Here is a 20,810-nt window from a genome sequence, read left to right as displayed (position 1 = left end):
GCATGATTGCCGCAAGCCGCATTTCCGTTCCGCCCGGCGGGATCGGGCAAAAGCCGTGACCCGCCCGCCCTATGCCTGGCCCGACCCCGACCGCGAGCATATGAACGGGGTCTTCATCCCCGGCGCCGACGATCATCCCGCCCGTTGGGCCGAACGCGCCGCCGCCTTCCGCGCCGCCTGCCGCCGGGCCGAGCTTGACCTGTCCTATGGTCCCGCCCCGCGCGAAAGGCTCGACCTCTTCCTGCCCGAAGGTCCGCCGCGCGGCGTGGTGGCCTTTGTCCATGGCGGCTATTGGCTGGCGCTGGACAAGGCCGACTGGTCGCATCTGGCCGCCGGGCCGCTGGCGCAGGGCTATGCCGTCGCGCTGCCGGGCTACACCCTGGCGCCAAAGGCGCGGCTGGCCGGAATCACCGTCGAAATCGCCCGCGCCTGCCGCTTCCTGGCCGCGCGGCTGCCCGGCCCGCTGGTGGTGACCGGCCATTCCGCCGGTGGCCACCTCGCCGCCCGGATGGGCTGCGCCGACCTCGACCTGCCCGTGGCGCGGGTGGTGCCGATCTCGCCCCTGGCCGAGCTTGGCCCGCTGATGGCCACCACGATGAACGCGACGCTGCGGATCGACGCGGAGGAGGCGGCAGCGGAAAGCCCGGCCCGGTTGCCGCTGCGCCCCGGCGTCTCGGCCCATGTCTGGGTCGGAGCCGAGGAACGCCCCGCCTTCCTCTGGCAGGCCCGGACCCTTGCCGAGGAATGGTCCTGCCCCTGGACCCCGGAACCCCTCCGCCACCATTTCGACGTGATCGAAGGGCTGGAGACCCCCGACTCCCCCCTCTGCCGGACGCTGCTCGCCGGGCTTTAGGCGGTCCGGCCCGGCCTCGGCGACAGCCGTGACAACCGGAACGCCGGAACCCCGCCGGCATATCCCGGCGTCGTGCTGCCTCCTGTCTGGCTTCCGTCTGGCACCCGTCTGGCTTCCGTCTGGCCCTTCTCCCATCCGGCGCTTGTCCGGCGTTGGCCCCGTTGCCTCCCGCCGTCCCCTGGCAGGCGCCGGTGCCGAGCCCTTCCGGCGGGCCTCAAGCCTCGCGCGCCAGCACCTTGTCCAGCGTGGTCAGGAACTGGTCGAGGTTCGCCATCGAGAACGGCAGCGGCGGGCGGATCTTCAGGCTGTCCCCTGCGGGTCCGGTCGAGCTGATCAGGATCCGCTCCTCGCGCAGCGCATTGACCAGCCGCGCGGTGCGGGCCGGGTCGGGCCTGCCGCCGGTCAGGATCGTCTGGCCCAGGAACAGCCCCGCCGCCCGGGTCTCGCCCAGGGCCTCGTGGCGCGAGGCCAGCGCGCGCAGCCCCTCGGCAAAGGCCCGGCCGACGCGGGCGGCATTCTCCTGCAACCCCTCGTCGCGGATCACGTCCAGCACCGCCAGGCCCACGGCGGCGGCCACGGCATTGCCGCCGAACGTGTTGAAATACCGCGCCTTCGCGCCGAACTCGGCAATCGTCTCCGGCTGCAGGACCAGCCCCGCCAGCGGATAGCCATTGCCCATCGGCTTGCCCAGGCTCACCATGTCCGGGACCAGCCCATGCCGCTGGAAGCCCCAGAACCGGCTGCCGGTGCGGCCAAAGCCGGGCTGCACCTCGTCGGCCAGGAACAAACCGCCCCGCGCCCGGATCGCGGCGGCGGCGGGGGCGAGGAAGCCCTCGGGGTCGGGATAGACCCCGTCCGAGGAAAAGACCGTGTCGACGATCAGGAGCGCCGGCCGGATTCCCTGCGCCGCCATCCGGTCGCAGGCATCATCGACCGCCCGCGCAAAGCCGGCCGCGACGCCCTCCGGATAGTTCGCGGCCGAAGGCGCGGGGACCGGAAAGACCGCTGGCCCCGGCGCGACGGCCGGGCCGATCGACATCGACATTTCGGCCGTGGCCAGGGTGACGCCGTGATAGGCATTGTCGGTGACGATCACCCCGGTCCCGCCGGTGCAGGCCCGCGCGATCCGCAGCGCGAGGTCGTTCGCCTCGGATCCGGTGCAGGTGAACATCACATGCGCAAGCCCGGCCGGGAACAGCGCCAGCAGCCGCTCGGCATAGGCCAGGATCCCCTCGTGCAGATAGCGGGTATGGGTGGCCAGCGTCGCGGCCTGCCGCGCCATCGCCTCGACCACGCGGGGATGGCAATGGCCGACCGAGGCCACGTTGTTGTAGGTGTCGAGATAGGCCTTGCCGTCGCGGTCATAGAGATGGACGCCCTCGCCCCGGACCAGATGCACCGGCGTCTCGTAGAACAGCCGGTAGGCCGGCCCGAGCGCCCGGCCGCGCCGCTCGGCCAGCGCGCTGTCCTCGGGCGACAGATGCCCGGCTCCGGGGGTATAGGCGTTCAGCATCGTGGTCTGGCGGGTCATGGCGGGGTCTTTCGCAAGGCGAGGGCAGGATAGCCGCTTGCCCGCCGGGGGCCAGCGGAATGTGCGGTTGACATACCTGAGTATTTCACTAAGGATGCGATCGAGCCCAGCCAGCCCCGACCGGGGCCAGCCCCGGTGTCCTTCGAACGGATGGAGTTCACCATGCCCGACCGCCAGGCCCTGCGGGGCGACCTTCTGGAATTCCTGTTCAGCATGTCCGGGGCCTTTCCCGGCGTGATGATCGAGACGCTGCTCGCGCGACTGGAGGCCGGACGATGAACGCTTTCGTCGAAACCTGGCTTACCGCCGATGCGACCCCGGCGCATGACGCCCGCGCCCTGACCGAGGGCGGCAGCCTGGCGCGGATCGTGCTGGACGGGCAGGTCTATTCGCTGCGCATCACCAAGGCGGGCAAGCTGATCCTGACGAAGTGAGGGTCGGGGCGGGCCAAAATCCTTCGAAGGATTTTGCAAATCTTTTCGAAAAGATTTGCTCCGGCCCTCAGCCGCCGGTGTGGCTCATGTGGCGGGTGATCTGGCCCTGCACCTTCTGCCGCGAATAATCGAAGTCATGGCCCTTCGGCTTCCTTGCGATCGCGGCGCGGATCGCCTGGTCCAGCGCCGCATCCTCGGGACTGGAACGCAGCGGCGCGCGCAGGTCGGCCACATCCTCCTGCCCGAGGCACATGTAAAGCTGCCCGGTGCAGGTCAGCCGCACCCGGTTGCAGCTTTCGCAGAAATTATGCGTCAGCGGCGTGATGAAGCCGACCTTCTGCCCCGTCTCCTCGATTCGGACATAGCGCGCGGGGCCGCCCGTGCGCTCGGCCAGGTCGGTCAGCGTCAGGCGTTCGGCCAGCCGGGCGCGCAGGTCCTTCAGCGGCCAGTACTGGTCCAGCCGGCCCGCCGTCATGTCCTCGCCCATCGGCATGACCTCGATGAAGGTCAGATCGTGGCCTTCCTTCGCGCTCCAGTCCAGGAGCGGGAACAGCTCATCCTCGTTGAAGCCCTTCAGCGCCACCGCGTTGATCTTGACCCGCAGTCCCGCGGCCTTCGCGGCCGCGATCCCCTCCAGCACCTGCGGCAGGCGGCCCCAGCGGGTGATCTCGGCGAATTTCGCCGGATCCAGCGTGTCCAGCGAGACATTGACCCGCCTCACCCCGAGGTCGGCCAGGGGCCGGGCGAATTTCGCCAGCTGGCTGCCGTTCGTGGTCAGCGTCAGCTCCTTCAGCGCGCCCGAGGCCAGATGGCGCGACATCGCCTCGAAGAAGGTCAGGATCCCCTTCCGGACCAGGGGCTCGCCCCCGGTGATGCGCAGCTTTTCCACGCCAAGCCGCACGAAGGCCGAACACAGCCGGTCCAGCTCCTCAAGGCTGAGAAGCTCGGCCTTGGGCAGGAAGGTCATGTGTTCCGACATGCAATAGGTGCAGCGGAAATCGCAGCGGTCGGTGACCGAGACGCGCAGATAGCTGATCCGGCGGGCGAAGGGATCGACAAGCTGTTCCATGCCGGAAAGGTAGGATCGGGCGGCTCCCCGCACAAGCGGGAAAGCGGCGATTGCGACGCTGTTGGCGTCAGGCTAGGCTTCGGCCATGCGCCATGTCCTGCTTGTCCCGCTTCTCGCCCTGGCCGGCTGCGGCCTGTTCCCCGCCTCGGACGAACGCCCCGGCTCCGTGACCGGCCCCTCGGCCCCGCAGCCCGCGACCGGAATCGCCCCCGCGGTCTCGCCCACGGCGCTGGGGGCGCGGGCGGTCAGCGCGGCCGCGCTCGACAGCACCACGGCCGAGGAGAAGGCCGCCGCCCTTTCCGCCCCCGCCGCCAGCGGCGAGCGGGCGCTGGGCAAGGTCGTCGTCGCGCTCGGCCCCCCGGCCGAGCAGGGGATCTGGCTTTCCACCGCGCTGGTGGACAAGCCGGTCCAGGGCCGGATCGAGACGGCGGCGGGCAAGAGCCTGACGCTGGAGCTGCGCCCCGGCAGCGGCGGCGCGCTGCTGTCGCTGGCCGCCTTCCAGGCGCTGGGCCTGTCGCTGACCGACCTGCCCGAGGTCACGGTCTACGCCCGCTGACGGCCGCGCGTCACCCCTGCAGATGCCGCGCGGCCTCCTTGCGGGCAAAGGGTTTCAGCGCGGCCCCATGCTCGGCCAGGAAGGCGCGGGCGCGCGCGGCGTCGTGTTTCGACAGGTCGCGGATCCACCAGGCCACCGCCTTCTGGATGAACCAGTCCGGGTCCGTGGCCAGGGTGGCGCACCAGCCCAGCACCCGGTCGCGGATCGCAAGCTCCTCGGGCTTGGGGAAGTTCTGCTTGGTCCAGGGCAGCGTCATCACCAGCGCCGCGCGCCGGGTCCACATGCGCGGGCTGGCGATCCAGTCCGCGACCGTCTCCAGCCGCGCCGGATCGGCCACCAGCCGCTTTTGCCCGGCGATGGCGGCATGGTCGGCGATGGCCCAGGCGTCGAAATCCGGCACCCATCCGGCGATCAGCTCCCAGGCCGCCTGGTCGGGGCGGATGCGGGCCTGGGTCAGCAGCTTGGCCGCGGCGATCCGGGCCTCGTGGATGTTCGTCTGCCAGAGGTCGGCGGCCAGCCGGAGGCGTTCGTCCAGCGTCCGCTCGGCGCGCCAGCGGTCGGCCAGATCGTCGATCTGCGGGACGGAAAGGCCGAGATAGGGCCGCTCGGCCTTGTGATAGGCCTGCATCTCGGCGGCCTTCGCGGGGTTGGCCAGCGCCTGGAGTTCCTGAAGCGGTGTCACGGGCCTGGCCTCGATCCCCATGGGCAGGCCGTCGATGCGGCGTGCCGGTTGCACAGGGGGCAAAGACTGCCAGCCGGGGCCGGGAAGGGCAAGCCGCGCCGGGAAAGGATTAATCGAATCTGAACGTCCGCAGCCAAGGTGTTGATTTCGCTTGAGGGCGGGATCGCGTCCAGGGTGGACACCCGCTGGCGTGACTTGACCTTTCCCAGCCGCTCGCAGAAGGTCGCGCGACGGACAGGCGGGGCAGATGGCAACGAAAACGGCACCTTTCTCGGGCTTTGAATTCATGATCGCCTGGCGCTACCTGCGCGCCCGGCGGGCTGAGGGCGGGGTCAGCGTGATGACCTGGATCAGCCTGATCGGCATCACCCTGGCGGTCTTCGCCCTGATCCTGACGCTGGCGGTGCGCGCCGGCTTTCGGGCCGAGTTCGTGGACACGATCCTGGGCGCGAATGCCCATGTCACCGTCTATTCCGCCGGCGAGGTCGGGTCCGAGGGTCAGCTGGTCCGCGGCTTCAGCCAGCCCGAGGCCATGGCCGCCGCCATCGCCAAGGTTCCGGGCGTGACCCGCGCCGCGCCGCTGATCCGGGGCAAGCTCATGGTCTCGGACGGCGAAGACACCACCGGGGCCGAGGTCTACGGCCTCCTGCCCGAGGATTTCGCCTCGATCCCCCGGATCGGCCGCGGCTCGGAGGCGATCGGCGAGCTGGAGCGGTTTCCCGAGGGGATCGCCCTGGGCTCCGGCGTCGCGCGTGAGCTGGGGGTGACCGTGGGCGACCGCGTCCGCCTGATCGCGCCGGGGGGCGTCAAGACCGCGATGGGCACCTCTCCGCGGGTGAACGCCTATGAGGTCGTCTACATCTTCACCGCCGGCCGCTACGACATCGACTCGACCCGGATCTACATGCCCTTCGTCGAGGCGCAGAGCTTCTTCAACAAGGAGGGCCTGGCCGATGAGATCGAGGTCATGGTCGAGAACCCCGACGCGATCGACGACTTCAGCCTGCCGATCCTGAACGCGGCCGGGCCGACCGCGCTGCTCTGGACCTGGAAGGACAGTTCCGGCGCCTTCCTGCGGGCGCTGGACATCGAGGACAACGTGATGTTCGTCATCCTCTCGGTGCTGGTGCTGATCGCGGCGATGAACATCGTCTCGGGGCTGATCATGCTGGTCAAGAACAAGGGCCGCGACATCGGCATCCTGCGCACCATGGGCCTGACCGAGGGGTCCGTCCTGCGCGTCTTCTTCATCTGCGGCGCCTTCACCGGGGTGATCGGCACCGTCGCCGGGGTGGCGCTGGGCTGCCTTTCCGCGCTGAACATCGACCAGATCATGTCCTTCATCAACTGGATCAACGGCTCCGAGGTCTGGGATCCCTCGATCCGCGGCATCTACTCGCTGCCGGCCAAGCTGCAACTCGGCGACGTGCTTTCGGCCGTGGCGCTGTCGCTGGGCCTGTCCTTTGTCGTCACCTTCTTTCCGGCCCGCCGCGCCGCGCGGATGAACCCGGTCGAGGCGCTGCGCTATGAGTGAGACGATGCTGGAGCTTGAGGGCGTCGAAAAGGGCTACAACCGGGGCAAGCCCTCCGAGGTGCTGGTCCTGCGCGGGGCGACGCTTAAGGTCGCCAGGGGCGAGGTCGTGGCGCTGGTTGCCCCTTCGGGCGCGGGGAAATCGACGCTGCTGCATATCGCGGGGCTGCTGGACGTGCCGGATGCGGGCACGGTCCGGCTGGGCGGGCGGGCGATGGGCGGGCTCTCCGACCGCGCGCGCACCGAGGCGCGGCGCGAGGAGGTGGGGTTCATCTACCAGTTCCACCACCTGCTGCCCGAGTTCACCGCGCTGGAGAACGTGACGATCCCGCAACTGGCAAATGGCGTCCCCCGGGCGCAGGCCGAGGCGCGGGCCCGCGAGCTGCTGGAGAAGGTCGGCGTCGGCGCGCGGGCGGGGCATCGCCCGGCGGCGCTTTCGGGGGGCGAGCAGCAGCGCGTCGCCTTTTGCCGGGCGCTGGCCAATGCGCCGAAACTTTTGCTGGCGGACGAGCCGACGGGGAACCTCGACCCCGCGACCTCGGACCAGGTGTTCCACCTGCTGATGGAACTGGTGCGGGCCACGGGCCTTTCGGCGCTGATCGCGACGCACAACCTGGAACTGGCGGCGCGGATGGACCGCATCGTCCGGCTTTCGGCCGGCGCGGTGAGTTGATGCAAGACAGCAAAGGACATCCCATGCGACGCCTCATCCTGGCCCTGCCCCTGGTGCTTGCCGCCTGCATCGAGCCCGATGTGCCCACCGGCAAGGCCGATTTCGCCGATTTCTGCGCCAGTTGCCACGGGATCAGCGGCAAGGGCGACGGCGAGGCCGCGGCGCATCTGGAGCGCAAGCCGGCCGACCTGACGCGGATCGCGGCCCGCAATGGCGGCACCTTCCCCGGCACGAAGGTGATGGCGAAGATCTGGGGCTATACCGGCGGGCGCGACGGGGCCTCGCCGATGCCGGGGTTCGGGCCGCTCCTGCAGGGCGAACTGGTGCCCTATGACGGCGGCGACGGAATCCAGACGCCGACGCCGGTCCGGCTGGTGCAGCTGGCGGAATACCTGAAGTCGATCCAGGAATAGGCGCCTGTGACCGGGCGTTGCGCGGGGTGCCGCGCGGCGCGCGGTGCGGTCAGGCGGTGTTGAGGCTGCTCTCCTAGGGTCGCGGGCCACGGCGATCCTGCGGAGGTATCCATGCCCGACGAAACGACGATCCTGTCGCTGCCCCTGATCCTTCCGGCGCAGGCGCAGAAGCATGTCACCCATAACGAGGCCCTGGCGCAGCTGGACCTGATCGTCCAGCTGACGGTGATCGACCGGGTGCGGACCAGCGCCCCGACCCTGTCCTCGGTCGGCGACCGGCATATCGTCGCGCCGGGCGCCAGCGGCCCCTGGGCCGGGCAGTCCGGGCGCATCGCGCTGTATTCGGCGACCGGCTGGCAGTTCACGCAAGCCCTGCCCGGCTGGCGGGCGCATGTGCTGGCCGAGGGGCAGACGGCGGTCTTCGACGGCCTGGGCTGGAGCGCGCCGACCGACGGGCCTTTGAGCGTGGGCGAGCTTGGCGTCTCGGCCACGGCCGATGCGACGAACCGGCTGGCGGTCTCGTCTCCGGCGACGCTGCTGAACCATGCGGGGGCGGGGCACCAGCTGAAGCTGAACAAGGCCGCGCCGGGCGATACGGCGAGCCTGCTGTTCCAGACCGGCTTTTCCGGGCGGGCCGAGATGGGGACGGCGGGGTCGGAGGATTTCAGCGTCAAGGTAAGCGCCGATGGCGCGGCCTGGTCCACGGCGCTGCAGGCGGCGGCGGCCACGGGCGAGGTCACGCTGCCGCAGCCCCTGCACCTGGGCGGGCAGGTGGCGGACCCGCCGGCCCCGGCGGACGGGACCCTGTGGCTGGATGCCGCGACGGGTCAGGTCCGGGTCCGCTCGGGCGGGGCGACGCTGGCGCTGGGCGGCGGCGGCGGCGGGGTGACGGACGGGGACAAGGGGGACATCACCGTCTCGGGTGGCGGCGCGACTTGGAGCATCGACGCGGGCGCGGTGGGGCTGGCGAAGCTGGCGGATCTTGCGGCCGGCACGATCCTTGGCAATGACACGGGTGCCGCGGCGGCCCCGATCGCGCTGACCCCGGCGCAGGTCAGGGCGCTGCTGGCGATCACCGCGGGGGATGTCTCGGGCCTGGCTGCGGTGGCGACCAGCGGCTCGGCCAGCGACCTTGGCGCGGGGACGATCCCGGCGGCGCGGCTGAGCCTGACGAAGGCGGAACTGAGCGCGGCCGTCACGGATGGCGATCCCCTCTATGTCGGAGACGTGACCGGCAACGCGACCCATACCGGGGATGTCACCGGGGCGACCGCCCTGACCATCGCAGCCGGAGCCGTGAGCAATGCCAAGCTGGCGAGCGTCGGGACGGGCACGATCAAGGGGCGCGCGACGGCCGGGGCCGGCGCGCCGGAGGATCTGACCGGGGCGCAGGTGACGGCGCTGCTCGATCCGTTCGGCGCCGCGACGAAGGGGGTGGTGCCGGCCTCGGGCGGGGGGACGGCGAATTTCCTGCGGGCGGACGGGACCTGGGCGGCCCCCGCGGGCGGCGGGGGTGGGGCACCCGGCGGAGCCTTCGGCGAGATCCAGTACAACAATGCCGGGGCCTTCGCGGGCGCGGCGGATGTGGAGATCGAGGGCGGGCAGCTGCGCCTTCCTGCCATCGCCATTCCCTCGGTCCCGGCCGCCGGGGGGCTGAAGCTGTTCGGACGGGACGTCGGCGGGCGGATCCTGCCTGCGTCCATGGGGCCGTCCGGGCTGGATTCGCCGCTGCAGCCGCATGTCGGGCTGAACCGCGCGGCCTGGTGGGTGCCGCATGGCAACGGCACGGCGGTCTCGGCGATGGGGATGACGGCGAGCACGACCGGCACCGCGACGGCGACCAACGTGGCGGCCGGGTCCATCGTGGGCATGATGCGCCGCCTGGGCTATCACGTCACCACCGCCTCCGCCTCTGCCGTCGTCGGCTGGCGGTGCAATGCCAATCAGTTCTCGGTCGGCGGCTCGGCGGCCGGTCTGGGCGGGTTCCATTTCATCACCCGCTTCAACGGCAGCCTGGGGATGGCAAACGCCAGCCACCGCGCCTTCGCCGGCCTGCGGCCGCAGAACACGCCGACCGACGTGAACCCGTCCACCCTGCAGAACATGGTCGGCGCGGGTTATGACGCAGGCGATTCCAGCTGGCAGATCATGGCCAATGACGGGGCCGGCACGGCCACGAAGATCAGCCTCGGGGCCGCGTTCCCGAAGCCCAATGCCGACAATGCGGATGCCTATGAGCTGGCGCTGTTCTCGCCGCCGGGCACGGTCCAGTCGGTGTCGTGGCGGTTCCGCAACCTGACCACCGGGGCCGAGGACACGGGCCTGATCACGGCCGACCTGCCCGGCCCGACCTCGCTGCTTGCGCCGACCTTGCAGATGAGCGTGGGCGGGGTCAGCGCGACCATCGGGCTTGCGATCACCAGCATCTACATCGAGACCGATTACTGAGGATCTCCTTCCGGATCGCATGAGGATGCGGTCCGGCTATCCCTTTGGCCATTTGACAGCCGCCGTCGGCCTCCATAGACAGGCCCTCGGCTGCATTTGGGGTTTCTCATGCGCATTGCGATGATCGGGACGGGCTATGTCGGGCTGGTCTCGGGGGCCTGTTTCTCGGATTTCGGGCATGACGTGGTCTGCGTCGACAAGGACGCAGGCAAGATCGAGCGGCTGCGGGCCGGCGAGGTTCCGATCTTCGAGCCGGGGCTGGAGGCGCTGCTGGACAAGAACATCGCGGCCGGGCGGCTGTCGTTCACCACCGACCTGGCGCAGGCGGTGGACGGGGCCGAGGCGGTGTTCATTGCCGTGGGCACCCCCACCCGCCGGGGCGACGGCCATGCCGACCTCAGCTATGTGATGGGCGCTGCCGCCGAGATCGGGCGGGCGCTGACCGGCCCGGCGGTAGTGGTCACCAAGTCCACGGTTCCGGTCGGCACCAACCGCAAGGTGGCCGAGGCGATCCGCGCCGCCAATCCCGAGGCCGAGTTCGACGTCGCCTCGAACCCCGAGTTCCTACGCGAGGGCGCGGCGATCGACGATTTCATGCATCCCGACCGGGTGGTCGTCGGCGTCGAATCCGAGCGGGCGAGGAAGGTCATGGCCGAGCTTTACCGGCCGCTTTCGCTGCGCGAGTTCCCGGTGGTCTATACCGGGCTGGAAAGCGCGGAGATGATCAAATACGCGGCCAACGCCTTCCTTGCGACCAAGATCACCTTCATCAACGAGATCGCCGCCCTGTGCGAGAGGGTGGGGGCCGATGTGAAGGCCGTGGCCCGCGGCATCGGCATGGACGGGCGCATCGGCGACAAGTTCCTGCATGCCGGGCCGGGCTATGGCGGCAGCTGCTTTCCCAAGGATACCAGGGCGCTGGCCCGGATCGGGCAGGAACATGCCGCGCCGGTGCAGATCGTCGAGACCGTGATCAAGGTCAATGACGAGGTGAAGCGGCGGATGATCGACAAGATCCTCGACCTTTGCGACGACTGCCTGCGCGACCGGACCATCGCCGTCCTGGGCGTGACCTTCAAGCCCAACACCGACGACATGCGCGATGCGCCCGCGCTGACCATCGTGCCGGCGCTGGTGGGCGCGGGGGCGAAGGTGCGGATCAGCGACCCCCAGGGCCGGCGCGAGGGCGAGGCGCTGCTGCCGGGGGTGACGTGGATCGACAATCCCTACCAGGCCGCGACCGGGGCCGACCTGGTGGTTCTCCTGACCGAATGGAACGAGTTCCGGGGCCTCGACCTGGCCAGGATGGCGCAGGCGATGGCGGTGCCGCGCATGGCGGACCTGCGCAACATCTATGACCGCGACGAGGTGCTGGAGGCGGGTTTCACCGCCTATGCCGGCGTCGGCCGCTAGGCGGGATTTTCGGAAAATCCGGCGGAAAGGCCCCAATTCGGCCCGGATGGCTTCAGCGGAAAGTAAGGACGTCCGGGCAAGCCTGATCCTTGGGTAAATAGGGTCTGTGTGGGGCCTCGGGTGTTCAAAGTCCATGTTGTGGAGACGTTCACGGCTGCGCCGCTGAACCTGGTCTCCGGTATCTGTGACATGCAGCTGGCGGCGCGGGGCGGGAACCTGGTGCTGTATACGGCGACGCGCGCGGGCGGGGGGGTGCTGGCGCTGGATGTCGATGGCGCGATGGCGCTGATCGACCAGGAGGGCATCGCCCCCGGCACCACGCTGCCGGCCCCGGCGGGGCTGGAGCTGTTGCAGGTCAATGGCGCGCCGCATCTCGTCGTCTCGGGCGCGAACCAGGGCGGGGTACGGACGCTCGCGCTGGACGGAGGGGGCGCGCTGGCCGGGGACACCTGCAATATTTGGGCATCAGAACCGCATCGGTTCATGGCCGACCCGATCCACAAGATGCCGGGACTGAACAACTAGCTACGGCGGGATTTGTGTATCTCCCCTAGAAGACGATGCGAGAGTTAATCGAAAACTCCGGTACTGATGCATTTCAAGAGGCTCTGTTTCACGTGGAAGCAAGTTGATAAGTTTATTGGGCCATACGGGCCATAACAAGAACATCACCCAGAACGAGTAGCCAGTTCGGCAATAAGAGCCTTCACGCCATCTTCATTATCATCGTACTGGCGAGTGCACTCCAGATGTGCCCCGATGATTGTCGCCGCATCTATGACAATAGCGGCGCCAATTGCATCTCCGTTTGTCGTCAAGAACTCAGACATGTCCCTCAGGACAGGCAAAACCCAGTCAAATGTGTGCACACTCATCGCCCTTTCCAGTGGCTTCACACGCAAGGGTAGATCGAATTGCTTACAGCTTTATTAAGACGCTAGGATCCTGCGGTCACCTGTAGTCCGGCCCCCGCTACCAGAACCTTCGCAGCTCTCCTCCAGAACCTCACAACCTTCCACACCTTCGCGGCCCAGACGCGGAAGCGCCCTTTCCCCGCCACCTTCAGGACCAGCCCGCGGTTAGGAGGTCGAGGCTGCGCAGCACGGTGGCGGGGCTGGTGCTGGTCTCCTGCCCAGCCAGCGCCGCGCCCAGCATCGGTTGGGCGGACAGCGCCGCGATCAGCCTGGTGGGCGTCCGGCCCGAGGTGAATCCTCCACCGCATTTGCGCAAGGAAGCCCCTCCATGGAGAAACTCCGTCCTCATCAAAACTGCGCTCCGATGAATTAATCAGGACAAGGCCAAAAGGTGGGGCCAGAGCCGCTTACACAGATGGCAAGAAGTTTATAAATTCTAACACGACACAATAACCAATCGTAAAGGCCGATGCGCGAGGATACACTTGGCGCGAGGATACACCGGGTTCGGGTGGGAAAATGGCGAGAATTCAGCTTCATGACTTGTCGAAACCTGGGCTAGGCGCCGGGCAAATCATCTCACAAAACATCTTTGGAGCAAACTTCCTATTTGATCGAGACGGAGGTCAGTCGACTGGCTCCATCTCCAATACCTATGCTGCTTTCGCGAACGACGTCAGTTTGTACAATTTGCGCTACCCGGGCGGTACTATGACGGAAGCGCATTTCGATCTTGCCAATCCAGACGCGCCAAATCAGAATTACTCGGGGATTATCTCCAAACACAAAGAGCCGACGGTTGGTATTTCCGACTTTCTCGACTATGCTGGAAGTATCGGAGCATCAGCAACGATTGTTCTCCCCACCTACAGGTTTCTCAGTGAGACGCCAGATCCATCCGGTCATCGAACAATAGACTTCTCGGAGATGCCGGTTCTGCGGGGGTTTGTTCAATACGCACTTGACAAGGCGCTAACCGCAAATATCACAATCGCTGCGTTTGAAATTGGAAACGAGTGGTGGGCCGATAATTCGGCGATCTTCGGATTTAGGATGACTCCGGTCGAATACGGTCGAGTTGCTTCTGCTATTGCAGATCTGCTTCAGGACGAAATCAGGCGATACAGCGACTCTGTTCCGGAATTCGATTGGGAAACTCCCGCAATCGTTGTCCAAGTTGGTCCAGGCGGTAACGCTGAGTGGTATACTGCCTCTGGTCATCAAGCTCCTGAGGATTATTCAGAAACGGTGGTAGCTGCGACAGAGCTGATCTTTCAACAATTTGAAGATTCCAATAGTCTAGGTGCCGTAGATGGCATTGTCACTCATCGATATCTCCACGGGAGGGACAGCGCGATAAGTGGTTGGCCCTATGACCCTTTCGAAAGATGGGCATCGCTGGCAACGTCACATTCCAGCGCAAAAGATGTAGACCGCTATGTAACCGAATGGAATGTTTCTGCGAGAAATACCGACGAGCTCGGCCTAAAGCAATTCGATACGATGGTTGAGCTTGTTGAAGAAATGATACGCGCTGGTGTGGATTATGCCAATGTTTGGGCTGTTCAGCAGAACAACAGGACAAGGCTGATTGGGAACACAGGGCTGGGAACCGAGACTTATTCTGGCCTGACGTTCTCTGGCCTTGCCTTTGATCTAATGTCTACTCACCTGCCTGGATTGAAAGTGCTTTCGGTGCCTCAGGTCTCCAGCGGGATTGCACAGAGCGCTTTTGGTTCCGATGAGAAGCTGGTGTATTTTCTGACAAATAGAAGTGAGGTTGGGCGCGTTGACATACTGAACATCCTTGGGGGTGTGGTCGGCGCGCAGCATGCGGTTATTTATCAGGTAGACAAAGGTATAGACGGAAATCCTTCTTTGACTCTATCGGCTCATGATCTGCGGGCTGGCTTGAATAACTTTACATTGGCGTTCTCGCCCAATGAGACGATCATGGTTGTGGTGTCGCGCGCTGATCTTGGAGACGTCTTTACGGGTTCGGCCTTCGCCGACACGCTGGCGGGCGATGCGACGGCGAACCGCCTGGCGGGCGGGGCGGGCAATGACAGCCTTGCGGGCCGGGCGGGCAACGACACGCTGGACGGCGGGGCGGGTGACGACACGCTGGTCGGCGGCGCGGGGGCGGACCTGCTGATCGGCGGTGAGGGGCTGGACATGGCCGCCTACGAGGTCACCACCGCCCTGCGGCTGGACCTTGCCACGCCGCTCTTGAACACGGGCGAGGCGGCGGGGGATGCCTACGACGGGATCGAGGGGCTGATCGGCGGCGCGGGGGCCGACACGATCGGCGGCGACGGGGGCGCGAACCGGCTGGTCGGCGGCGCGGGCAATGACCAGATCCAGGGCCGCGAGGGCGAGGACAGTCTGGACGGCGGCCTTGGCAACGATTTCCTCTGGGGCGGCGCGGGACAGGACAGCCTTGCGGGCGGGGCGGGCAACGACCTCTTGCAGGGCGAGGAGGGCGACGACCGCCTGTCCGGCGGCGACGGCAACGACAGCCTCTGGGGTGGCGCGGGGGCCGACTGGCTGGAGGGCGGGGCGGGTCTGGATACCGTCTTCTACAGCGATGCGGGAATGGGGCTGATACTCGACCTTGCCGATCCGGGCCGCAACGCCGGGGCCGCGGCGGGCGACATGCTGCTGGGGGTGGAGGCGGTGGTGGCAAGCGCCTTCGCCGACAGGCTGGCGGGCGACGGGCTGGCCAACCTTCTGCGCGGCGAGGGCGGCGACGACTGGCTCTCGGGCCGTGCGGGCAACGACAGTCTTTACGGCGGCGAGGGGGATGACACGCTGATCGGCGGGGCGGGGGCGGACCGGCTGGAGGGCGGCGCGGGGCGCGACCGGGCAAGCCATGCCGATGCCGCAGCGGCGGTGAAGGTGGACCTTGCCGCGCCGAGGGGGAACCTGGGCGATGCCAAGGGCGACAGCTATTCCGGCATCGAGGACCTGGAGGGTTCGGCCCATGCCGACATGCTGCTGGGCGATGCGGCGGCGAACCTGATCCTCGGGCTGGACGGCGCCGACAGCCTTGCGGGCCGGGCGGGCAACGACACGCTGGACGGCGGCGCGGGCGACGACACGCTGGCCGGCGGCGCGGGGGCGGATGTGCTGATCGGCGGCGACGGGCTGGACATGGCAAGCTATGCCGACATGACCGCCGCGATCCTGGTCGACCTCTTCGATCCCGCCCGCAACCTGGGCGAGGCGGCGCTGGACCTTCTGGTGGGGATCGAGCAGGTCACCGGCACCTCGGCCGCCGATTCGCTTTTCGGCGACCAGCTGGCGAACCTGCTGATCGGCGGCGCGGGCAACGACCAGATCCACGGGCGCGGGGGCGACGACCGGCTGGAGGGCGACGCAGGCAATGACCTTCTCGACGGGGGCGAGGGGATCGACACCCTGAACGGCGGGGCGGGCAACGACATGCTTTACGGCGGCGCGGGGGATGACCTGCTGATCGGCGGCGCGGGCCGCGACCTTCTGGACGGGGGCGAGGGGTATGACCTTGCCAGCTACCGGACGTCGACCGCCGCCCTGCGGATCGACCTGGCGCTGCCCTCGGCCAACAGCGGCGATGCGCTGGGCGATCTCTACCTGGGGATCGAGGCCCATGAACTGGGCCAGGGCGCCGACCGTTTCCTGGGCAGCGCGGATGACGACCGGGTCTGGGGCCTTGCCGGCAACGACTGGCTGGAGGGCCGCGCGGGGGATGACTGGCTGGCGGGCGGGGCGGGAAATGATTCGCTCCTGGGCGGCGAGGGCGACGATACGCTGACCGGCGGGGCGGGGGCCGACCGGCTGGACGGGGGGGCGGGGCGGGACCTTGCCTCATACGCCGATGCGGCGGCCGGGGTGGTGGCGGATCTGGCGCTGCCGGCGCAGAACCAGGGCGATGCGAAGGGCGACAGCCATATCTCGATCGAGGATCTGGAGGGCTCGCGCTTTGCGGATCGGCTGGCGGGGAATGCCCTTGCCAACCGGCTTGCCGGCGGGGCGGGCGATGACAGCCTTTCGGGACGCGAGGGCGACGACTGGCTGGATGGCGGCGCGGGGAACGACTGGCTTTCCGGCGGTTCGGGCGCGGATACGTTTGTCTTCACCGGCGGATGCGACATGCTGGCCGACTTTACCGGGGGCGAGGACCGGATCCTGCTGTCGGCGTCGCTCTGGCCCGGCGAGCCGCCGCCGCTTGCCGCGCTGCTGGCGGGCGCGACGGTCACGGATTCGGGGCTGATGCTGGACTTTGGCGCGGCGGGGTCGCTGGACATCCGGGGGATTTTCGACGCAACACTCCTGACGGACGAGATTCAGTTCCTGTGACGCGGGAAGGTCGAAAGATGACGGGCAAGGTGCTGGTGACGGGCGGGGCGGGCTATGTCGGCGCGCATGCCTGCAAGGCGCTGGCGCGGGCGGGCTTTACCCCGGTGGTGTTCGACAACCTTTCGACCGGCTGGGCCGAGGCGGTGAAATGGGGCCCGCTGGTCCGGGGCGACCTGATGGACCGCGCCATGATCGACGCGGCGCTGGCCGAACACCGCCCGGTCGCGGTGATGCATTTCGCGGCGCTGTCGCTGGTGGGCGAGTCGATGCGGGACCCCGGCCACTACTGGCGGGTGAACATCGGCGGGGCGCTGAACCTGCTGGAGGCCTGCGCGGCGGCGGGGGTGCGGAACTTCGTCTTCTCCTCGACCTGCGCGACCTATGGCGACCAGGACGGGGTCCTCTTGACCGAGGAGACGCCGCAGCGCCCGATCAACGCCTATGGCGGCTCGAAACTGGCGATCGAGGGGATGCTGCGCGATTTCGGCGCGGCCTTCGGGATTGCGCATGTGATCTTCCGCTATTTCAACGTGGCCGGCGCCGACCCCGAGGGCGAGATCGGCGAGCAGCACCGGCCCGAGACCCATCTCATTCCGCTGATGCTGGACGCCGTGGCGGGCCGGCGTCCGGCATTGAGCGTCTTCGGCACCGACTACCCGACGCCGGACGGCACCTGTGTGCGCGATTACGTCCATGTCGCCGACCTTGCCGAGGCGCATGTCCTGGGCCTGCGGCATCTCTTGCAGGGCCGGGGCAACGGCGTCTTCTGCCTGGGGACGGGGCGGGGCTTTTCGGTGCGCGAGGTGATCGAGGCCAGCCGCGCCGTCACCAACCGCGAGGTTCCGGTGGTGTTCGCCGGGCGGCGGCCGGGGGATGCGGCGGCGCTGGTCTCGTCGTCAGGCCGGGCGGTGCAGGAACTGGGCTGGGAGCCACGGCACTCCAGCCTGCGGCAGATGATCGGCGACGCCTGGGCCTGGGCGCAGAAACCGGGATATTCCGCGTAGCGCCGGGGCGGGACTTCGATTTCCGGTGTCTCAGAGGTCCCAGTCTATCGGCTTTCTGGCCGGGGGGGCCGCGGTCGCGCCAAGCCCCAGCCAGCCGCCCCGGATCGGCAGCCTGCGCTCCGCCCCCCAGTCGCCGGTGACGGTCAGCACGTCGCCCTCCAGCATCACCCCGGCCACCGACTGGCCCGAGGGCCAGCGGATCGCGCCCAGGATATGGCGGACCTCGGCCGTGCCCTGCGGGTCGAGGCGCAGCAGCGCGGGCTGGCCGGCGGCGGTCAGGGGATCGGGGTCCTCGCGTGAGGACAGTCCGAGCACCGGCAGGACCACGCCCTCCTCGACCCCGAGGCAGGCCCGGTGCCGGCCGTTCCAGGGCGCGTAGTCCCGGCCGCCGTTCGAATGCCAGAGCATGGTCATCGGCAGACTTGCGGGATTGCGCAGGGACAGGAAAAGGTCGCCCTCCCTTGGCCGGACCACGGCGGTCCAGCCCAGATGGGAGGCCGGGTCCTCGACGCCGGCGACGAAATCCTCGTGCCGCTCGCCCCAGGGATAGAGGTGCAGGTTCACCGTGCCGCCATCGGCGCCGGGAAACCCGGCCGCGTCCTCGGCCCGGCGGGGATAGGCGAGGCAGGACCGGCCGCCCGCCGTCTCCAGCGGTTCGGCCAGCGTCTCCCACCAGCGTTTGCGCGAGAAGGAGAGTTTCGCGCCGTTCGGCACATGGACCATCGCGTGGTTCGAGACCGGCAGCGCGCCGGTGCCGCCGATGAAGAGGTGGCGCTGGTAGACGAAGGGCTGGCCGTCGGCGACGGCAAGCTCCTTGACCAGGGTCGCGCCATGGACCGCGCCGTCCAGCACCGCGCGCAATGTGCCGGGGTCGGAAGGCATCACCCGCCAGTCGCCGTTCGCCGCCAGCCCGTGCAGCCCCTCCGGCCCCGGCCCCATCGGCGCGGCGAGGAAATCCCCGGCGAGCCAGGCCTGGTGCGGCGGGGCATCGGCGGGAACCTCGTCGGCCGCCCAGGGGGCGTGGTGCAGGGGGGCGATCTCGGCCCCCTCGTCGGTCACGGTGAACTGCCGCAGCACGCCGCCCCTTGCGGCGAAACTGGCGGCGATGCCTTGGGCGCTGATCTTGTGGAGCATCGGAGCCTCGCTTTCCGGGGCAGGCTAGCCCCGCCGGGCCGGCAAGGGAACTGGCATGTCGGTTTCCTCCCGGCTAGGCTGGCCGGGCAGCAGGGGAGGCGCGGATGGGACGGCTGGACGGCAAGACGGTTCTGGTGACGGCGGCGGGGGCGGGGATCGGGCGGGCCTCGGCGCTGGCCATGGCGGGGGAAGGCGCGCGGGTGATCGCGACGGATGTGAACGCCGAGGCGCTGCAGGGCCTGCAGGGCTGCGAGACGAGGGTGCTTGACGTGCGCGACCCGGCCGCGATCACGGCCATTTTCGCGGCGATCGGCACCCCGGATGTGCTGTTCAACTGCGCGGGCTTCGTGGCGAACGGCACGATCCTGGACTGCGACGAGGAGACCTGGGCCTTCAGCCTGGACCTGAACCTGACGGCGATGTTCCGCATGTGCCGGGCGGTGCTGCCCGGGATGCTGGCGCGCGGGCACGGCAACATCATCAACATGGCCTCGGTCGCGGGGTCGATCATCGCGGCGCCGAACCGGGCGGTCTATGGCGTGACCAAGGCCGGCGTGATCGGCCTGACCAAGGCGATCGCGGCCGATTTCGTGGCGAAGGGCATCCGCTGCAACGCGGTCTGTCCGGGCACGGTCGACACGCCCTCGCTGCGCCAGCGGATGCGGGACAGCGGCGACTATGAGACCGCGCGCGCCAGCTTTCTGGCCCGCCAGCCCACCGGGCGCCTGGCCGCGGCCGAGGAGATCGCGGCGCTGGTGGTCTATCTTGCCTCGGACGAATCCTCGTTCACCACCGGGGTGGCGCATGTGATCGACGGCGGCTGGTCGAACACCTGACCCTGTTCAGCCCCGCGTGACGCGCTTCTGCACCGGCGAGGTGCCGAAATGCGCCCGGAACACGCGCGAGAAATGCGAGGTGGTCTGGAACCCGCAGGCCATCGCGATCTCGGTGATCGACTGTTCGGTCTGCAGCAGCAGGTTCTGCGCCCGGTGCAGCCGCATCTCCATGAAGTAATGTTTCGGCGTGGAGTTCAGGTAGCGTCCGAACAGCCGCTCCAGCTGCCGGGTGGAGATCCCGAGGTCCTCGGCGATCAGGCTGGGCGAGATCGGGGTCTCGATCGTCTTCTCCATCATGGCGATCGCCCGCATCAGGTGCTGGTTGCGCATCCCGTGCCGCGACTGGATCGAGACGCGCTGCGCCGCCGTCCCCTCGCGCACGGCGTTGTAGACCATCTGGTCGGCCACTTCGGTCGCAAGGTTCTTGCCATGGTCGCGGCCGATCAGGTGCAGCATCAGGTCCGCGGCCGCCGTGCCGCCCGAGGCGGTGATGATCTTCTCGCGCGCGGCAAAGACATTGCGCACCAGGCGGACATCGGGAAATTCCTCGGTGAAAAGGTCGTGCCAGGCCCAGTGGACGGCGGTCTCCACATCGTCCAGGAATCCCGCCTTCGCCAGCACATAGGCGCCCGAGCAGATCGCGCCAAGCGGCGTGCCGGCCGCCCGTTCGCGCCGCAGCCAGGCCAGCACCGGCGCCGAGGTCAGGTTCTGCACATTGGTGCCCGAGATCACGAACAGCCGGTCGGCATGGCGCGTCGGCTCCAGCCCCTGATCGGTCAGCGTGACCGAGCCGTTCGAGCAGGTGGCGCTGTGGCCGTCCTCGCTGGCCAGCGTCCAGCGGTAGAGCGGCCGGCCCGAGACGTAGTTGGCGATGCGAAGCGGTTCCACGGCGCAGGAAAAGGCGAGATGGGTGAATTCGCGCAGGAGAAAGAAGGTGTAGTGCGCGGTCCCGGTCATCTGCCTTCGCTCCATGCAAAA

At 68.5% G+C, this 20,810-nt stretch carries 18 protein-coding genes; 12 read left to right on the top strand and 6 right to left on the bottom strand.

The genetic code is table 11. From position 1 onward, the window contains the following. Positions 1-100 precede the first annotated feature (100 nt). Entirely contained in the window at positions 101-853 is a 753-nt protein-coding gene (locus tag ACE3UA_RS01360; protein ID WP_374641931.1) for an alpha/beta hydrolase, read from the top strand. A gap of 214 nt (positions 854-1,067) precedes the next feature. On the opposite strand, the gene ACE3UA_RS01355 is transcribed toward ACE3UA_RS01360, so the two are convergent. Continuing rightward, positions 1,068-2,384, bottom strand: coding sequence for an aspartate aminotransferase family protein (locus ACE3UA_RS01355; protein ID WP_374641724.1), 1,317 nt, complete (start codon positions 2,382-2,384; stop codon positions 1,068-1,070). A gap of 275 nt (positions 2,385-2,659) precedes the next feature. Between ACE3UA_RS01355 and hemP the strand changes: the two genes are divergently transcribed. Further along, positions 2,660-2,818 (top strand): hemin uptake protein HemP, encoded by a 159-nt coding sequence (gene hemP, locus ACE3UA_RS01350; RefSeq protein ID WP_374641722.1) that lies wholly within the window; start codon positions 2,660-2,662, stop codon positions 2,816-2,818. Between the two features lie 67 nt (positions 2,819-2,885). On the opposite strand, the gene moaA is transcribed toward hemP, so the two are convergent. After that, the gene (gene moaA / locus ACE3UA_RS01345; protein ID WP_374641720.1) at positions 2,886-3,887 is read right to left on the bottom strand and encodes a GTP 3',8-cyclase MoaA; all 1,002 of its coding nucleotides are present in this window, start codon (positions 3,885-3,887) and stop codon (positions 2,886-2,888) included. Positions 3,888-3,972: 85 nt separating this feature from the next. Between moaA and ACE3UA_RS01340 the strand changes: the two genes are divergently transcribed. After that, positions 3,973-4,443: a D-galactarate dehydratase gene (locus ACE3UA_RS01340; RefSeq protein ID WP_374641718.1), complete on the top strand. Its 471-nt coding sequence runs from the start codon at positions 3,973-3,975 to the stop codon at positions 4,441-4,443. A gap of 10 nt (positions 4,444-4,453) precedes the next feature. Here ACE3UA_RS01340 and ACE3UA_RS01335 read toward each other — a convergent pair whose 3' ends face one another. Further along, positions 4,454-5,146, bottom strand: coding sequence for a DNA alkylation repair protein (locus ACE3UA_RS01335; RefSeq protein WP_374641929.1), 693 nt, complete (start codon positions 5,144-5,146; stop codon positions 4,454-4,456). Between the two features lie 226 nt (positions 5,147-5,372). Here ACE3UA_RS01335 and ACE3UA_RS01330 point away from each other — a divergent pair, with 226 nt between their 5' ends. The 6 genes from ACE3UA_RS01330 to ACE3UA_RS01305 all read left to right on the top strand — a co-directional run bounded on the left by ACE3UA_RS01330 (position 5,373) and on the right by ACE3UA_RS01305 (position 12,128). Continuing rightward, positions 5,373-6,659 carry a lipoprotein-releasing ABC transporter permease subunit gene (locus tag ACE3UA_RS01330; protein ID WP_374641716.1) on the top strand — a complete coding sequence of 429 codons (1,287 nt, stop codon included), beginning with the start codon at positions 5,373-5,375 and terminating at the stop codon, positions 6,657-6,659. Then, on the top strand, positions 6,652-7,329 hold the full coding sequence (locus tag ACE3UA_RS01325) for an ABC transporter ATP-binding protein (protein ID WP_374641714.1): 678 nt from the start codon (positions 6,652-6,654) through the stop codon (positions 7,327-7,329). The genes ACE3UA_RS01330 and ACE3UA_RS01325 overlap by 8 nt, the downstream gene beginning before the upstream one ends. 23 nt (positions 7,330-7,352) lie before the next feature. Then, positions 7,353-7,742, top strand: coding sequence for a cytochrome c (locus ACE3UA_RS01320; protein ID WP_374641712.1), 390 nt, complete (start codon positions 7,353-7,355; stop codon positions 7,740-7,742). A 111-nt stretch (positions 7,743-7,853) separates the two neighbouring features. Next, positions 7,854-10,190, top strand: coding sequence for a DUF2793 domain-containing protein (locus tag ACE3UA_RS01315; RefSeq protein WP_374641710.1), 2,337 nt, complete (start codon positions 7,854-7,856; stop codon positions 10,188-10,190). Between the two features lie 108 nt (positions 10,191-10,298). After that, complete coding sequence (locus ACE3UA_RS01310; RefSeq protein WP_374641708.1) at positions 10,299-11,603, top strand: UDP-glucose/GDP-mannose dehydrogenase family protein; 1,305 nt, start codon at positions 10,299-10,301, stop codon at positions 11,601-11,603. 138 nt (positions 11,604-11,741) lie between these two features. After that, positions 11,742-12,128: a hypothetical protein gene (locus ACE3UA_RS01305; RefSeq protein WP_374641706.1), complete on the top strand. Its 387-nt coding sequence runs from the start codon at positions 11,742-11,744 to the stop codon at positions 12,126-12,128. A gap of 537 nt (positions 12,129-12,665) precedes the next feature. On the opposite strand, the gene ACE3UA_RS01300 is transcribed toward ACE3UA_RS01305, so the two are convergent. After that, positions 12,666-12,833 carry a hypothetical protein gene (locus tag ACE3UA_RS01300; protein WP_374641704.1) on the bottom strand — a complete coding sequence of 56 codons (168 nt, stop codon included), beginning with the start codon at positions 12,831-12,833 and terminating at the stop codon, positions 12,666-12,668. Positions 12,834-14,470: 1,637 nt separating this feature from the next. Between ACE3UA_RS01300 and ACE3UA_RS01295 the strand changes: the two genes are divergently transcribed. Both ACE3UA_RS01295 and galE read left to right on the top strand, forming a co-directional pair. After that, a complete protein-coding gene (locus ACE3UA_RS01295; RefSeq protein WP_374641703.1) occupies positions 14,471-16,858 on the top strand; it encodes a hypothetical protein in 2,388 nt (795 codons plus the stop codon). Between the two features lie 17 nt (positions 16,859-16,875). Further along, entirely contained in the window at positions 16,876-17,862 is a 987-nt protein-coding gene (gene galE, locus ACE3UA_RS01290) for a UDP-glucose 4-epimerase GalE (protein WP_374641701.1), read from the top strand. Positions 17,863-17,892: 30 nt separating this feature from the next. On the opposite strand, the gene ACE3UA_RS01285 is transcribed toward galE, so the two are convergent. Next, entirely contained in the window at positions 17,893-18,996 is a 1,104-nt protein-coding gene (locus ACE3UA_RS01285) for a hypothetical protein (protein WP_374641699.1), read from the bottom strand. Positions 18,997-19,100: 104 nt separating this feature from the next. Between ACE3UA_RS01285 and ACE3UA_RS01280 the strand changes: the two genes are divergently transcribed. After that, positions 19,101-19,832, top strand: a complete 732-nt coding sequence (locus ACE3UA_RS01280; RefSeq protein ID WP_374641697.1) for an SDR family oxidoreductase — start codon at positions 19,101-19,103, stop codon at positions 19,830-19,832. A 6-nt stretch (positions 19,833-19,838) separates the two neighbouring features. Here ACE3UA_RS01280 and ACE3UA_RS01275 read toward each other — a convergent pair whose 3' ends face one another. Beyond that, the gene (locus ACE3UA_RS01275; RefSeq protein WP_374641695.1) at positions 19,839-20,789 is read right to left on the bottom strand and encodes a GlxA family transcriptional regulator; all 951 of its coding nucleotides are present in this window, start codon (positions 20,787-20,789) and stop codon (positions 19,839-19,841) included. Positions 20,790-20,810 lie beyond the last annotated feature (21 nt).

Origin of the sequence: Tabrizicola sp., from assembly GCF_041919135.1 — a bacterium.
In the GTDB taxonomy this organism is placed as follows: Bacteria; Pseudomonadota; Alphaproteobacteria; order Rhodobacterales; family Rhodobacteraceae; genus Tabrizicola.
Note: the sequence above shows the minus strand (reverse complement) of the source record. Positions and strands in the feature narration are given on the sequence as shown.

Bases quoted from the DNA above. Each gene is read 5' to 3' on its own strand.
- ACE3UA_RS01310 (WP_374641708.1), top strand. From the start codon at position 10,299: ATGCGCATTGCGATGATCGGGACGGGCTATGTCGGGCTGGTCTCGGGG.
- ACE3UA_RS01315 (WP_374641710.1), top strand. From the start codon at position 7,854: ATGCCCGACGAAACGACGATCCTGTCGCTGCCCCTGATCCTTCCGGCG.
- ACE3UA_RS01330 (WP_374641716.1), top strand. From the start codon at position 5,373: ATGGCAACGAAAACGGCACCTTTCTCGGGCTTTGAATTCATGATCGCC.
- ACE3UA_RS01275 (WP_374641695.1), bottom strand. From the start codon at position 20,789: ATGACCGGGACCGCGCACTACACCTTCTTTCTCCTGCGCGAATTCACC.
- galE (WP_374641701.1), top strand. From the start codon at position 16,876: ATGACGGGCAAGGTGCTGGTGACGGGCGGGGCGGGCTATGTCGGCGCG.
- hemP (WP_374641722.1), top strand. From the start codon at position 2,660: ATGAACGCTTTCGTCGAAACCTGGCTTACCGCCGATGCGACCCCGGCG.
- ACE3UA_RS01325 (WP_374641714.1), top strand. From the start codon at position 6,652: ATGAGTGAGACGATGCTGGAGCTTGAGGGCGTCGAAAAGGGCTACAAC.
- ACE3UA_RS01355 (WP_374641724.1), bottom strand. From the start codon at position 2,384: ATGACCCGCCAGACCACGATGCTGAACGCCTATACCCCCGGAGCCGGG.
- ACE3UA_RS01285 (WP_374641699.1), bottom strand. From the start codon at position 18,996: ATGCTCCACAAGATCAGCGCCCAAGGCATCGCCGCCAGTTTCGCCGCA.
- moaA (WP_374641720.1), bottom strand. From the start codon at position 3,887: ATGGAACAGCTTGTCGATCCCTTCGCCCGCCGGATCAGCTATCTGCGC.
- ACE3UA_RS01280 (WP_374641697.1), top strand. From the start codon at position 19,101: ATGGGACGGCTGGACGGCAAGACGGTTCTGGTGACGGCGGCGGGGGCG.
- ACE3UA_RS01340 (WP_374641718.1), top strand. From the start codon at position 3,973: ATGCGCCATGTCCTGCTTGTCCCGCTTCTCGCCCTGGCCGGCTGCGGC.
- ACE3UA_RS01360 (WP_374641931.1), top strand. From the start codon at position 101: ATGAACGGGGTCTTCATCCCCGGCGCCGACGATCATCCCGCCCGTTGG.
- ACE3UA_RS01335 (WP_374641929.1), bottom strand. From the start codon at position 5,146: ATGGGGATCGAGGCCAGGCCCGTGACACCGCTTCAGGAACTCCAGGCG.
- ACE3UA_RS01295 (WP_374641703.1), top strand. From the start codon at position 14,471: ATGGTTGTGGTGTCGCGCGCTGATCTTGGAGACGTCTTTACGGGTTCG.
- ACE3UA_RS01320 (WP_374641712.1), top strand. From the start codon at position 7,353: ATGCGACGCCTCATCCTGGCCCTGCCCCTGGTGCTTGCCGCCTGCATC.